Source organism: uncultured Thiodictyon sp. (assembly GCF_903946935.1).
Taxonomy (GTDB): Bacteria; Pseudomonadota; Gammaproteobacteria; order Chromatiales; family Chromatiaceae; genus Thiodictyon.
In genome coordinates, this window is the sequence record NZ_CAJAXH010000157.1 from 1 (window position 1) to 14,195 (window position 14,195).

The 14,195-nt window shown below is 67.3% G+C and carries 7 protein-coding genes and 1 pseudogene; 4 read left to right on the top strand and 4 right to left on the bottom strand.

Translation table 11 applies throughout. The features are described 5' to 3' along the window. Positions 1–268: 268 nt before the first annotated feature. Both QZX93_RS14155 and asd read right to left on the bottom strand, forming a co-directional pair. Positions 269–1,594 carry a DEAD/DEAH box helicase gene (locus tag QZX93_RS14155; RefSeq protein WP_295391952.1) on the bottom strand — a complete coding sequence of 442 codons (1,326 nt, stop codon included), beginning with the start codon at positions 1,592–1,594 and terminating at the stop codon, positions 269–271. A 153-nt stretch (positions 1,595–1,747) separates the two neighbouring features. Further along, positions 1,748–2,629 carry an archaetidylserine decarboxylase gene (asd, locus tag QZX93_RS14160; RefSeq protein WP_295391954.1) on the bottom strand — a complete coding sequence of 294 codons (882 nt, stop codon included), beginning with the start codon at positions 2,627–2,629 and terminating at the stop codon, positions 1,748–1,750. A gap of 223 nt (positions 2,630–2,852) precedes the next feature. Between asd and msrB the strand changes: the two genes are divergently transcribed. From msrB to QZX93_RS27375, 3 genes and pseudogenes are all read left to right on the top strand, one after another. After that, positions 2,853–3,272, top strand: a complete 420-nt coding sequence (gene msrB, locus QZX93_RS14165) for a peptide-methionine (R)-S-oxide reductase MsrB (RefSeq protein WP_295391955.1) — start codon at positions 2,853–2,855, stop codon at positions 3,270–3,272. Continuing rightward, a complete protein-coding gene (locus QZX93_RS14170) occupies positions 3,269–4,819 on the top strand; it encodes an ABC transporter substrate-binding protein/permease (protein ID WP_295391957.1) in 1,551 nt (516 codons plus the stop codon). Before msrB ends, QZX93_RS14170 begins: the two co-directional genes overlap by 4 nt. Next, positions 4,816–5,529 (top strand): annotated as a pseudogene (locus QZX93_RS27375) (amino acid ABC transporter ATP-binding protein); the annotation flags it as partial. The gene QZX93_RS14170 and the pseudogene QZX93_RS27375, both read left to right, overlap by 4 nt. A gap of 633 nt (positions 5,530–6,162) precedes the next feature. Here the strand turns inward: QZX93_RS27375 and QZX93_RS14180 are convergent. Both QZX93_RS14180 and QZX93_RS14185 read right to left on the bottom strand, forming a co-directional pair. Further along, positions 6,163–7,560, bottom strand: coding sequence for an efflux transporter outer membrane subunit (locus QZX93_RS14180; protein WP_295391961.1), 1,398 nt, complete (start codon positions 7,558–7,560; stop codon positions 6,163–6,165). Between the two features lie 176 nt (positions 7,561–7,736). Continuing rightward, positions 7,737–10,841: a multidrug efflux RND transporter permease subunit gene (locus QZX93_RS14185; RefSeq protein ID WP_295391963.1), complete on the bottom strand. Its 3,105-nt coding sequence runs from the start codon at positions 10,839–10,841 to the stop codon at positions 7,737–7,739. 377 nt (positions 10,842–11,218) lie between these two features. Here QZX93_RS14185 and QZX93_RS14190 point away from each other — a divergent pair, with 377 nt between their 5' ends. Beyond that, positions 11,219–13,657 (top strand): ATP-dependent Clp protease ATP-binding subunit, encoded by a 2,439-nt coding sequence (locus tag QZX93_RS14190; RefSeq protein WP_295391965.1) that lies wholly within the window; start codon positions 11,219–11,221, stop codon positions 13,655–13,657. Positions 13,658–14,195: the final 538 nt, after the last annotated feature.

Consider the following 14,195-nt stretch of genomic DNA (forward strand, 5'->3'; position numbering starts at 1 on the left):
GGCTTTCAGGTTCGTCCATCGGGATTCTCCAGTGTTGCGTGCTTGGCGGCTCACAACGCGGAGTTTCCTGGATGGACCCCCGGAAATGTCAAACTTTTGCTGTCTCCCCGGCAAAGCCGGGGGATTTCCCATTTTATTAATAGGGCAGCCAGTCCGGAGGCACGGCCTGTCGAGCGGGACTTGATCAAAGTTCCGGCCGCCGATCGTCGGGGCGCAGAGCGCCAAACACAGGCGTGACTCCGCGTAGCGGTGTCACGAGTAAGGTGGGTCAGCTCCCCTGCTTGCGCAGCGGTGAGAGCCCGGCCTGGGCTGAGGCTGTCGGTTTGCGCCGCTTGCCAATGGCCTTGCGGTCGCGCTCGCGCTCCTTCACCTTGGGCTTTTCGGTGGCGGGGGCGGCCTTGTTGGCCTTGGACGGGGACTTGCGGGGGCCTTTGCGCTTGGTCGGTCCGCTGAACTTGGCCTTCAGCCCCGGGATGGCCCGCGACTGGAAGCTTAGGCCCAGATAGCGCTCGATGCTCTCCATCAGGTTCCAGTCCTTCGGCCCCACCAGGGCGATGGCGAGCCCCTTCTCCCCCGCCCGGCCGGTGCGCCCGGTACGGTGCAGATAGTCATCGCCGCTGCGCGCCAGCTCGAAGTTGATCACGAGCTGGACGCCGGGGATGTCGAGGCCGCGCGCCGCCACGTCGGTGGCGACCAGGATGCGCACCGCGCCCCCATGCACCAGGCCCATGACCCGGTTGCGCTCGCGCTGATCGAGCTCGCCGTGGAGTACCACGGTGCGCTGACCCTGACCCACCAGCAAGGGGCCGAGCGCGATGGCCCGCTCCCGGGTATTCGTGAAGATCAGGACCTTCTCGGCGGGCTCGTTCTGGAGCAGCCACAGCAGTTGGGCCTGCTTGTGCTCGGTGTCGTCGCTCAGGATGACCTGGTGGGCGATGTCCGGATGGCTTTCGCGCACCGGGTTGATGACCAGCACCTGCGGGTCGCGCAGCAACCGGTCGGTGATGGAGTTGAGCCCCTTATGATGCAGGGTGGCGGAGAAGAGCAGCGACTGACGGGCCGGGTTGGTGAAGCCGATGATGGTGAGCACGTCATCGGCAAAGCCCATGTCGAGCATCCGGTCGGCCTCGTCCAGGACCAGGACATCAAGATCGGTCAGGTCCGCTGCGCCGGCCTGGATGTATTCCAGGAGCCGGCCCGGGGTGGCCACCAGGATGTCCGGGTTGCGGCGCAGGACGGCGATCTGGCGGTCGCGCCGTTCGCCGCCGATGATCACCCCGGCGGTGAGTCGGGTCACGCTCGCCAACCGCATGAAGTGGATATAGATCTGCCGCGCCAGCTCCCGGGTGGGCACCAGGATCAGTGCGCGGGTGGCGCTGCGGGGGGCTCGGGCGTCCAGCAGGCGCTGCATGATCGGCAGCAGGAAGGCGGCGGTCTTACCGGAGCCGGTGGCGGCGGAGACCAGCAGGTCCACGCCGTCCTTGGCCAGGGGGATCACCTGGGCCTGGACCGGTGTGGGGGTCTCGAAGCCGGCCTTCTCCAATCCGCGCGCGAGCGCCTCCGGGAGCATGAAGTCAGAGAATTGTGGGTTCATGGCGCTACCATACAGGATTAGGGCGGCCGGCGGGTTCCGGACTGGCGGGAGAATGGGTCCGCGAATCACCCGAATGAACGCGCGATCCGTAGGAGCGGCGTCCCGCCGCGACTGGCCCCCTCAGGCGGCGATGCGGCCCGCGCAGCCGCCGTATCAGCCGCGCGTACCGATCCGCTGCCCGAACCGGACCGTGGCGCCCGGTGCCAGGGTCGGGTCCCAGGTCGCGGCCCCCGCGGGGAAGAGCAGGACGATGGTCGAGCCCATATTGAAGCGACCCATCTCAGCGCCCCGCCCCAGATGCACCCGCTGGGCCTCGCCGCGATAGTCCCAGTGGCGGCGGCCCAGTCCGGACGGGGCCGGCGCCACCTCCCCCGCCCAGACGGTCTCGATCCCGCCGACGAAAATGGCCCCGACCAACACCAGTGCCATGGGTCCCGCGTCGGTACCGAACGAACAGACCACGCGCTCGTTGCGGGCGAAGAGCCCGGGCACCCGTTCGGCGGTCATGCGGTTGACGCTGAACAGCCGGCCCCCCAGATAGGTCATCTGCGCCAGGTCACCGGCCAGCGGCATGTGGATGCGGTGATAGTCGCGCGGCGAGAGATAGATGGTCGCAAAGGTGCCCCCCTCGAACCGGCGATGGGCGTCGGTGTCGCCACCCAGCAGGTCGCACACGCTATAGTTGTGGCCCTTGGCCTGGATGACGCGCCCGTCGGCAATGGTGCCGATCTGGCTGATGGTCCCGTCCACCGGCGAGAGCACCGCCGCCGGGTCCGGGTCCATGGGGCGGACTTGCGGGCGCAGGGCGCGGGTGAAGAAGGCGGCGAGGTGCGGGTAGGCGGACAGGTTCGGCTGCGCCGCCAGGCTCAGATCGACGCCGACCAGCCGCACATAGGCGCGGATCATCCATCCCTTGAAGGGGGCGGCAGTCACCCGGGCGAGCCGGTACATCAGCCGCGACAGCGCGTGCTGCGGCAGCAGGTACTGAAGGCCGACGAAGAGCCGCGCCCCCCAGTTTGAATCCCGATCGGTCATTGCCCCTCCGGCAAGAGTGAAGTCCAAGAAACCAGGCGGCGATCTTACGGGCCGCGCCGCCGGGCGTCGAGTGCCGGGGCCGCCGGCCATGTTACTGCTCGTGACACCGCTCGAGCGGTGTCACGCCTGTGTTAGGCGCTGTGCGCCCCGAGGCCCGCGACCGGAACGATGATCAAGGCCCAGTAGGCCATCCAGTTGAGCCATTTCGTAACCAGAGGTCCCCATGAGCAAAGCCATCGAGAAGATCGAAAAGACCGACGCCGAGTGGCAGGCACAACTGTCACCCGAGCAGTATCGCGTCTGCCGCGAGCACGGCACCGAGCCCGCCTTTACCGGCCAGTACTATGCCACCAAGGAGCCCGGCATCTACCGGTGCAGCGCCTGCGCGGCCGAGCTGTTCGACTCCGCGGAAAAATACGACTCCGGCAGCGGCTGGCCCAGCTTCTGGCAACCGGCCGACCCCGCGGCGGTCGGCACGCAGACCGACACCGCCCACGGGATGCGTCGCACCGAGGTCCACTGCAACCGCTGCGGCGCCCACTTGGGCCACGTCTTCCCCGACGGACCCCGGCCCACCGGCCTGCGCTACTGCATCAACTCGCTCTCACTGGACTTCGCGCCGCGGGACGATGCCGCGGAATGACCCTGGCCAGGCTGCCGATCGGCTGGCTGCTCCTGACGGCGGCCCTGGCGCTCACCGCCTGCGACCGGGGCGCCGCGCCGGGGGCGACCGCCGGTCTTGCTGACCTCGCCCGGGGGCGGATCGCCGTCTTCACCGGCACCGCTCAGGACCTGTATGCGACCCGCACCTTCCCGGGGGCGCAGATCCATCGACTCAACAGCCAGGCGGATTTCGTCCTCGCCCTGAAGATCGGCAAGGTGGATGCGGCCATCACCGACGCCCCGGGCATCCGCGCCATCGCCCGGGAGAACCCGGACCTCACCGTCCTGGCGGACGACCTCTACGACACCCCCATCGCGGCGGCCTTCCGCAAGGGCGATGACCGGGTGCGGCCGCGCTTCGACCGCTTCCTGGCGGCAATCGAGGCGGATGGGACCCTGGCGGCGATGCGGCAGCGCTGGTTCACCGGGGACCCCGCGGCCGCCGTCATGCCACCCATTGCCGTGCCGCCGTCGGGCGAGCCGCTGCGGGTCGGGACCTCGCTCCTGGTGGGCCTGCCCTTTGTCGGCATGGCCGCCGATGGCCAGTTCACCGGCTACGACATGGAGATCGTCCGGCGTTTCGCCGCCCGGGAGGGGTTCCGGCTGGAGATCCTGCCGCTGGAGTTCGATACCCTCATCGCCGCGCTGGCCGTCGGCAAGATCGATATGATCGTCGCCAACCTTTCCATCACCGAGGAGCGCGCACGCAAGGTCGATTTCTCCGCACCCTATGACCAGGAGCAAACCGCGGTCCTGGTCCGCAAGCCCAATCCGGCCGCCCCGGCGGCGGGGGGCGCCAGGCACTCACTCAAGGACTGGGCCTTCGGCCCAATCGGCGCATTGAAAGCGAGTGTCTATGCCAATTTCGTCTTCGAGCAGCGCTGGCGGCTCATTGCCGACGGCCTCTGGGCCACCATCCTGATCTCGGTCGCCTCCACCCTGCTGGGCACCGTGCTGGGGGCAGTGATCTGCTATCTGCGCATGTCCAGCCAGCCGGTATTGCGGCGCTTCGGCGCCGGCTACATCTTCCTGATCCGGGGCCTGCCGGTGCTCCTGTTGCTCATGCTCATCTTCTATGTCGTCTTCGCCACCGTCAATATCGACCCGGTGATCGTGGCGATCATCGCCTTCGGCATGAACTTCGCCGCCTATGTCTCCGAGATGTTCCGCAGCGGTATCGAGGGCGTGGATCGCGGCCAGTTCGAGGCCGGCATCGCCATGGGCTTCACGCGGCTTCAGGGCTTTATTCATATCGTCATGCCCCAGGCGACCCGGCGCATCCTGCCCGTCTATCGCGGCGAATTCATCTCACTGATCAAGATGACCTCCATCGTCGGCTATATCGGCGTGCAGGACCTGACCAAGGCGGGCGACCTCATCCGCAGCCGCACCTTCGAGGCCTTCTTCCCACTGCTGATGGTGGCGGCCATCTATTTTCTCATCATCTGGGTCCTGGGATTGGTGCTGGATCATATCGATCGGCGTACCGACCCGAAGCGGCGGCGCCACCGGAGGGCGGGGGCATGATCAAGGTGGAGCATCTATCCAAGCGCTTCGGCGCGCTCGAGGTATTGAAAGACGTCAACGTCCTGATTTCCCAAGGCGAGGTCATCTCCATCATCGGTCCTTCGGGCAGCGGGAAGAGCACCTTGCTGCGTTGCCTCAACCTGCTGGAGCGGCCCTCGGGCGGGCAGATCGAGATCGCCGGGCAGGACATTCTGGCCCCCGGTGCCAAGGTGCCGGAGCTGCGGCGGCGCATGGGCATGGTCTTTCAATCATTCAACCTCTTTGCCCATCTGACCGCACTCGAAAACCTGACCATTGGACCCGTGCGCCTGCTCGGCCAGCGGCGCGCGATGGCGGAAGCGGCGGGGCTCGAGCTATTGAAGATGGTCGGACTGGCCGAGAAGGCGGACAGCTTTCCCGATGAACTCTCCGGCGGGCAGCAACAACGGGTGGCCATCGCCCGTTGTCTGTCGATGGAACCCGAAATCATCCTCTTCGACGAGCCCACCTCGGCACTCGATCCGACCATGGTGGGCGAGGTGCTGGCGGTGATCCGCCGGCTGGCCCGCCAGGGCATGACCATGGCCATCGTGACGCACGAGATGGAATTCGCACGGGATGTGTCGACGCGGGTGCTCTATCTGGATCAGGGTGCGATCTATGAGGAGGGCACGCCGACGCAGCTCTTTGACACGCCGCGCCGCGAGCGCACCCAGGACTTCATCGGCAAGGTCCGCAGCCTGAGCTGCCATGTGGCCAGCGCAGACTTCGACCGCTATGCCATCTTCGGTCAGATCGAGCAATTCTGCGAAAAGCATGTGCTGACGGCCCAAACCGCCCGCACCGTACAACAGTTGGCCGAAGCACTGCTGGCGATCCATGCGGCCCGGCCCGGACCCGTGGATATCGACTTCGTCATGGCCTATTCGGAACAACGCCGGACCCTGGAGCTGCGGGTCGACAGCGCGGGCGCCCCCGGTAATCCGCTGGACGACCCGCAAGCGCCCGGCGGGCCGGGCCGGGCGCTCATCGACAATGCCGCGGCGGACCTCGTCTATACGCGGCTCGGCGACCGCAACCGGGTGACGATGCGATTGAAATCGCTGGAATTGCCGGCCATCGGTACGTGATCCCAGAAAGAGCGGTTGTCACGCCTAGGCGCCAAGCGCGCCAAGGCCTTGCGATGCGCTATCGGCGTTGCGCCGGTCACCCGGAGGGCGATCTGGATAGTGGATCGACCCGATTGTCTTTCTTGGCGAGCTTGGCGAGCTTGGCGCCTTGGCGTGAGCCATTCCCGGGCTTAGGGCGATCGGCACCCGCGCCATCCCTGGCGTGGATTCCGGCGGGGCGGGCGGATGCGCCGGCTAGCGTGCCGGCGCCTGCCAGCCGCCGCCGAGGGCCTTGATCAGGAGCACGCTGGCGGTGAGTCGCCGGCCCTGGAGGTCGAGTGCGGTGCGCTCGTTGGACAGTTGCACGGCCTGGAGGGCGACCACGTTGAGATAGCTGACGGTGCCGGCCTTGTATTGATTCAGGGTCAGCTCGACCGAGCGGCGCGCGGCCTGCACCGCGGCGTCCTGGACGGCGGCCTCCTCACCGAGGATGCGCAGGGCCGCCAGATTGTCCTCCACCTCCTGGAAGCCGCCGAGCACGCTCTGACGGTAGGTCGCCACGGCGGCCTCGTAGTTGGCGAGCGCCTCGGCGTTCTGGGCGCGGCGCAGGCCCGCATCGAACAGGGTCGCGGCCAGGGCCGGGCCGACCGACCAGTAGGGGCTGGCGATGCCGATCAGTTTGCCCAGGTTGGCGCCTTGGTAACCGCCGCTGGCCGACAGGGTCAGGGTCGGGAAATAGGCGGCACGCGCCACCCCGATCTGGGCGTTGGCGGCGGCCACCAGGCGCTCGGCGCTGGCGATATCCGGGCGCCGCTCCAGCAGTTGGGAGGGCACCTGCGCCGGGATCGCCGGGAAGCCCCGGGGCGGTTCGGTCGGGGCGAGCGCCAGGGCGGCGGGCGGGCGGCCGATCAGTACGGCGATGGCGTGTTCGTACTGGGCGCGCTGCACGCCCAGGTCGATCGACTGGGCCTCGCTGGTCTTGAGCTGGGTCTCGGCCAGGACCACGTCCGACTGGGGCACGACACCGGCGTTGTAGCGGTTGCGGGTGATCTCCAGTGCGCGCCGGTAGGCCGCCACGGTGCGATCCATCAGCGCCTTCTGGGCATCGCTGATCCGGAGCAGGAAATAGTCCTGGGCCAGGGTCGCCTGGGCGCTCAGGCGTGCCGACTCCAGATCGGCCGCGCTCGCGTCGGCACTCGCCCGATTGGCCTCGACCTGGCGCGCCACCCGCCCCCACAGGTCGATCTCCCAGGGCACACTCAGTGAAGCCGACTCGGTGGTGGTCCGGGGACCGCTCGCCGCGGTTGCGACCTGGCCGCCGCCGATCATGGATTGCGAACGCACCACCGAGGCGGCGCCGGTAACGGTCGGGAAGAGCCCGGCGCGCGCCTGAGCGACCAGGGTTTGCGCCGCCCGGTAGCGCGCCGCGGCGGCCTGCACGGTCTGGTTGGAGAGCTCGACCTGGGTCGCCAGCGCAGTGAGCCCGGGATCGCCGAAGACCTCCCACCAGGCCCCGCGGGGCAGGTGGTCGGCCGGCGTGGCGGGCTTCCAGTTGGGGTCCGCCTTGTAGGCGGCCGGGACCGCCGCGGTCGGGCGCACATAATCCGGCCCCATGGTGCAGGCGGTGATCAGGGTCGCCGCCAGGCAAAGCATGACGTGGTGTCTTAAGCCCAAGATTTGCTCACGCCAAGGCGCCAAGGCGCCAAGAGAAATACAAAATAAGCGTGGCCCGCTTTCAACCAGCTGCCGGTTAATGTGCCTGCCGCGGCTCACAAAGGCAGTCACCTTGGCGTCTTGGCGCCTTGGCGTGACGTCTGACTGCTCTGGGCTCAGGTGCTGCATTGTTTGTTCATCCTCGCACCGCGACCGGCGCTCCAGCGCCGCCCGGCCCAGAGCCGGAAGCGGTCGAGATACAGATAGACCACGGGTGTGGTGTAGAGGGTCAGGAGCTGGCTGACGGTGAGGCCCCCAACGATGGCGATCCCCAACGGCATCCGCAGCTCGCCGCCCTCCCCTCCCCCGATGGCCAGCGGCAAGGCGCCAAACAGGGCGGCCGTGGTCGTCATCATGATCGGCCGAAAGCGCAGCAGACAGGCCTGATAGATGGCCTCCTCCGGCCCCAGGCCCTGGGTGCGCTCGGCATACAAGGCGAAGTCGACCATCATGATCGCATTCTTTTTCACGATACCGATCAGCAGCAGGACCCCGATCATCGCCATGATGGTGAAGTCCAGCCCAAACGCCAACAGGGCCAGCAGCGCGCCGACCCCCGCCGATGGCAGGGTGGAGAGGATGGTCAGCGGATGCACCAGGCTCTCGTAGAGGATGCCGAGCACGATATAGACGGTCACGATCGCCAGCAGGACCAGCCAGGGCTGGGATTGCAGCGAGGCCTGGAAGGCGCGCGCGGTGCTCTGGAAACCGCCGTGGATCGCCACCGGCATCCCGATCTGCCGACTGGTCTCCTCCACCGCGCGCACCGCGTCGCTCAGGAACCGGCCCGGCGCGAGGTTGAAGGTGATGGTGCTGGCGACAAACTCACCCTGGTGATTGACCGCCAGCGCGGTCATCGTGGGGCCGTAGCGGCTGAAGGCGGCCAGTGGCACCTGCACGCCGGCCGGGGTACGGATCTGGATCAGTTCGAGCGCGGCCGGCGACTGTCGATACTCGGGGGCGACCTCCATGACCACGCGATACTGGTTCATCGGCGCATAGATGGTCGACACCTGCCGCTGTCCGAAGGCGTCGTTGAGGGTGGCATCGATGAGCCGGGGCGTCACCCCGAGGCGGCTCGCGGTATCCCGATCGATGGTCAGGGTGGTCTGCAATCCCTTGTTTTCCTGGTCGCTACTCACATCGACCAACTCCGGGCGCTCACTCAAGGCGCGCTCGAGCCGCCGCGTCCAGGTCTGCAACTCGGTGGGGTCGTCGCCTTGGAGCGTGTATTGGTACTGGGAGGCGCCGGCCCGACCGCCCATGCGGATGTCCTGGACCGACTGGAGATACAGATTGGCGCCGGGGACCTTGGCGAGCTGGCGGCGCAACCGGCCGATGATCTCATCCGCTGAGGCCCCGCGCTCGGCGAGCGGTTTCAGGCTCACATACAGATTGGCCGAGTTGCGCTGCCCGCCGCCGGTGAAACCCACGACATTGGCCACCCCCGGGTCGGCACGCACGATGCCCATCACCTCGGCAAACTTCACATTCATGGCCTGAAAGGAGATCGCCTGGTCGGCCTTGAGCGAGCCGCTCAACCGGCCCGTATCCTGCTGCGGAAAAAAGCCCTTGGGCACGATCATATAGAGGTGGACGTTGAGCGCCACGGTGGCACCCAGGAGCAGCATGATCAGGCGCGGGTGGTGCAAGGCCCAGCCGAGGCTCACGCGGTAACGTTCCTGGAGCCAGGCAAAGCCGCGCTCCAGTTTGCCCATGAACCGGCCCGGCGGCGATTCCGCCCGGGGCCGCAGCAGCCGGGCGCACAGCATGGGGGTGGCGGTCACCGAGACGATGAGCGAGATCAGCACCGCCACCGACAGGACCACCGCAAACTCGCGAAACAGCCGCCCGACGATGCCGCCCATCAGCAGCACCGGGATGAAGACCGCGATCAGCGACAGGCTCATGGACAGGACCGTGAAGGACACCTCCCGCGCCCCCTGCAACGCCGCCTCCAGCGGACGCAGGCCGCGCTCGATGTGGCGCGAGATGTTTTCCAGCACCACGATGGCATCGTCCACCACGAAGCCGGTGGCGATGGTGAGCGCCGTCAGCGACAGGTTGTCGATGCTGTAGCCGGCCAGATACATCACGCTGAAGGTGCCGATGAGCGACACCGGCACCGCGATGGCCGGGATCAGCGTGGTGCGCGCATTGTGCAGGAAGAGAAACACCACCAGGATCACCAGGACGATGGCGATCCCCAGGGCCCGCTCGACATCGTCGAGCGAGGCGCGGATGGTCCGCGTGCGATCAGACACCACCGTCAGGTCGATGGCGCCCGGCAGCGAGGCGCGCAGCAGCGGCAACTGCTCCCGCACCCGCGCGGCGGTCGCCAGGATATTGGACCCGGGCTGGCGCGACAGGATCAGCAGCACCGCCGGGCGGGCGTCGGCGAGCCCGGCGTTCAACAGGTTCTCCACCGAATCGACCACCTCGGCCACGTCGCGCAGCCGCACCGGCGCACCGTTGCGATACGCCAGGATCAGCGGGGCAAAGGCGGCCGCCGTCGTGGCCTGGTCGTTGGCCTCGATCTGCCAGTAGCGCGACTCATCCTCCAGCGCGCCCTTGGGCCGATTGGCATTGGCCGCGCCAAGCGCGGTGCGCACGTCCTCTAGGCCGATGCCATAGCGGTTGAGCGCCGTGGGGTTCAGCTCGACCCGCACCGCGGGCAGCGAACTGCCGCCGATCCGGACCTCGCCGATCCCCTCCAACTGGGAGAGCTTTTGGGCCAGGATGGTGGTGGCGGCATCGTACATCTGGCCGCGGTCGAGGGTGTCGGAGGTGAGCGACAGGATCATGATCGGCGCGTCCGCCGGGTTGACCTTGTGATAGGTGGGATTGCCCGGCAGACCGCTCGGCAGGTCCGCCCGCGCCGCGTTGATGGCCGCCTGGACATCGCGCGCCGCCCCATCGATGTCGCGATCCAGGTCGAATTGTAGGGTGATCCGGGTGCTGCCGAGCGAGCTGGATGACGTCATCTCGGTCACGCCGGCGATCCGTCCGAGCCGGCGCTCCAGGGGCGTGGCCACGGTGGCCGCCATCACCGTCGGGCTGGCGCCGGGCAGGTTGCCATGCACCGAGATGGTCGGGAAATCGACCTGGGGCAGCGGCGCGACCGGCAGCAACGGGAAGGCAAAGGCCCCCGCCAGTGCAAGACCCAGGGTCAGCAGGGTGGTGGCGACCGGCCGGCGGATGAACAACTCGGTGAAGTGCATGTCAGTCTATTCGGCGAAACCTCGGCTCAAACCGGCAGGTCCGCTGAGGCATCGGCGGGCCACGTTGGCACAGTAGCGCCGGAGCCCCCCAAAAAAGATGGAAAAACTGAGAATGTCCACCACCTTTCGGGCCACCGGCCGACTGCGTCGGCCCGTAGGGTCCGCTGTGCGGACCAACGACCTCGCGGTCGGTGCGACGGCCGGGGTCATGATCAAGGACTCCCGGCCTACCCCCATGGCGACTGCCAGCCCGCCGGGCAACTCATTCTTCTTATTAGCCTTCATTTGCGTTTTTTGCGGACAAATTGCTCTTTCTAGGTCATCGCAATCGTGCAAGACCGCTGTATGCAGCCGACCCACCCGAGGCAATACCAGCCGTGATCCAGAACTATACCCAGTTGAGCACCAAGAAGGTGTTGCAGGCCCTGGAGATGGCGGTGGCGGAACTCGTCGGCCTGCGCCGCAACGTCCTCACGCCGGATGTCATCCTGGTTGCACTGCTCTCCCAGCCCGATGCCGAACCCCAGGCCATCCTGCACAACCTGCTGTCGCACCCCACCGAGGCCATCGAGCGGCTCAAGGGGCGCGTGCGCCAGCAGTATGAGCCCACCACCCCGGTACAGGCCAACCAGATCGTGGTCACCCAGGAGACCGCCGAACTGTTTCGCCTCGCCTACGAGGAGGCCAAGGCCCTCGGCGACAGCTATATCTCCACCGGTACACTGTTCATTGCGCAGTTCGATCCCAAGACCGGCCACACCGCCGAGCAACTGCGCGAGGAGGGCATCAATGCCGACCAGGTGCGCAAGGCCCTGCGCGAGATCCGGCGGGGGCGCACCATCGCCAGCGAGGACGCGGAGACTGAGCCCGATGTGCTGGAACGCTATACCCGCGACCTCACCGAGATGGCGCGGCGCGGTGAGCTGGACCCGGTGATCGGGCGCGAGGAGGAGATCGCCCAGGTCATCCAGACCCTGTCGCGGCGCAAGAAGAACAACCCGGCGCTGATCGGCGAGGCCGGGGTCGGCAAGACGGTCATCGTCGAGGGCCTGGCGCAGCGCATCGTCACTGCGGAGGTGCCCGATACCCTGCTCGACAAACGCCTGCTGGCCCTGGACATGGGCGAGATCGTCGCCGGGGCCAAGATGCGCGGTGAATTCGAGGAGCGCCTGAAGGCGGTGCGCGACGCCGTGATCGAGGCCAAGGGCAAGGTCATCCTGTTCATCGACGAGCTGCACACGGTGGTCGGGGCCGGCGGCGGGGCCGGCGGGATGGACGCCCCCAGCCTGCTCAAGACCGCCCTGGCGCAGGGGACGCTCCAGGTCATCGGCGCCGATACGCTCGATGAGTATCGCCGCTTTGTGGAAACGGACAAGGCACTGGAGCGCCGCTTTCACCCCATCCAGGTGCGCGAGCCGTCGATCGAGGAGACCATCCGTATCCTGCAAGGCATCGCACCGCGCTACGAGGGCCACCACCAGGTCCATTACGCGGCCGACGCACTGGACGCCGCGGCCCAGTTTGCCGAGCGCTATATCGCGGATCGCCGCTTACCGGACAAGGCGGTCGACCTGCTCGACGAGGCCGGCGCCCAGAAGCATCTGCGTCAGATCGCCATCCCCCAGGCGGTGCGGGACCTGGAACGCGAGCACCGGCGCCTGCTCGCCGAGAAGGCCGACGCCTTCAACGGCCAGGCCTTCGAGCAGGCGGCGCAACGGCAGATGGAGATCCTGAAGCTCGAGGAGCGCCTGGCCGCGGCCCGCAAGGACTGGGAGAGCGCCCGCGCCCAGGAGGACCAGGAGATCCACCACGAGGACATCGCCCGGGTGGTGTCGCGCTGGACCGGTATCCCGGTGGCCCGCATGGTGGAGACCGAGTCAGTCAAGCTCGCCCGCATGGAGGAGAACCTGCACCAGCGGGTCGTCGGGCAGGAGGACGCCGTGCGCGCGGTCTCCGACGCCATCCGGCGCAACCGGGCCGGCATCACCGCGGCGCAGCGCCCCATCGGCTCCTTCCTCTTCCTCGGCCCGACCGGGGTGGGCAAGACCGAGTTGGCGCGCGCCCTGGCCGCCTTTTTGCTGGACGACGAGACGCGGATCGTGCGGCTCGATATGTCGGAATACATGGAGCGCCACGAGGTCTCCAAGATGATCGGCGCGCCCCCGGGCTATATCGGCTATGGCGAGGGCGGCCAGCTCACCGAGCGGGTGCGGCGCACCCCCTATACGGTGGTCCTGCTCGACGAGATGGAGAAGGCCCACCCGGACGTGTTTAACATGCTGCTCCAGATCCTGGAGGATGGCCGTCTGACCGACGCCCAGGGTCGCACCGTCTCATTCCGCAATACCATCCTGGTCGGCACCTCCAATCTCGGCACCGAGAGCCTATCGCTGGACAAGCGCCCAATCGGCTTTGTGCAGTCCGCCACCCCCAGCTATACGGAGGCGCGGGACCTGGTGATGCACGAGGTCCGCAAGTTCTTCAAGCCCGAATTCCTCAACCGGCTGGACGATGTGATCGTCTTCCGCTATCTGGAGCCTAAGGACGTGCGCGCCATCGCCCGGCTCTTTGTTGACGAACTGGTACGGCGCCTGGCCGCGCACCGGATCGAGGTCGTCATCGACGACGCCGTACTCGACCAGCTCGCCACCGATGGCTTCGACCCCATCTACGGCGCCCGGCCCCTGCGCCGCGAAATAGAGCGCCAATTGGAGAACCCGCTAGCCATGAAGATGGTCACCGGCGAATGCCCCGAAGGCAGCCGGGTGCGCGTGCGGATGCGGGATGGGCAGATTGCGTTGGAGCCTGGGGAGTGAGAGGAACTCGGGCGTCTGTCATCACTCCGGCCACCCCGCGACGGGTTGTGCCGCAAGGACAGGTCTAGCCGGAGCGATGACCTAAGGCCCACAGACACTAAACCCTGTGACCCCTGGGAGCGCCGACATTCTGTCGGCGACGGCGCGAAGCGCCGTTGGGTCCCCCTCGTTCCCCCTCATTACCAAGCTCCGCTTGGTAACGCCAGCCCGGGAAGCTCCGCTTCCAGTGAGGCGCCGCCTCCATCCGCGCCCGGTCCCATCCCTCGCAATACTCGCCCCGCCCCCGCCCCATCCCTTATGATCCCACCATGGCAACCACCCTCATCAGTTGGCTCGGCCGCACGGACCTGCGTGCCGTCACCGAAGCCGACCAGGTCGGCCTAGCAGGCTGTCGGACTTAGGTGATTTCCGTTATAGAAGTTACCCGAAAACCGGCTGGATAAAGATGTCCCATTTTGGCAAAGTCGGGCTACGCTTCAATCTCGCTTCGACATCTTTCATCAACCTGTTTGAGAGCCTGATGCCCTTCGCATAGACC

Bases quoted from the DNA above. Each gene is read 5' to 3' on its own strand.
- QZX93_RS14155 (WP_295391952.1), bottom strand. From the start codon at position 1,594: ATGAACCCACAATTCTCTGACTTCATGCTCCCGGAGGCGCTCGCGCGC.
- asd (WP_295391954.1), bottom strand. From the start codon at position 2,629: ATGACCGATCGGGATTCAAACTGGGGGGCGCGGCTCTTCGTCGGCCTT.
- msrB (WP_295391955.1), top strand. From the start codon at position 2,853: ATGAGCAAAGCCATCGAGAAGATCGAAAAGACCGACGCCGAGTGGCAG.
- QZX93_RS14170 (WP_295391957.1), top strand. From the start codon at position 3,269: ATGACCCTGGCCAGGCTGCCGATCGGCTGGCTGCTCCTGACGGCGGCC.
- QZX93_RS14180 (WP_295391961.1), bottom strand. From the start codon at position 7,560: ATGCTTTGCCTGGCGGCGACCCTGATCACCGCCTGCACCATGGGGCCG.
- QZX93_RS14185 (WP_295391963.1), bottom strand. From the start codon at position 10,841: ATGCACTTCACCGAGTTGTTCATCCGCCGGCCGGTCGCCACCACCCTG.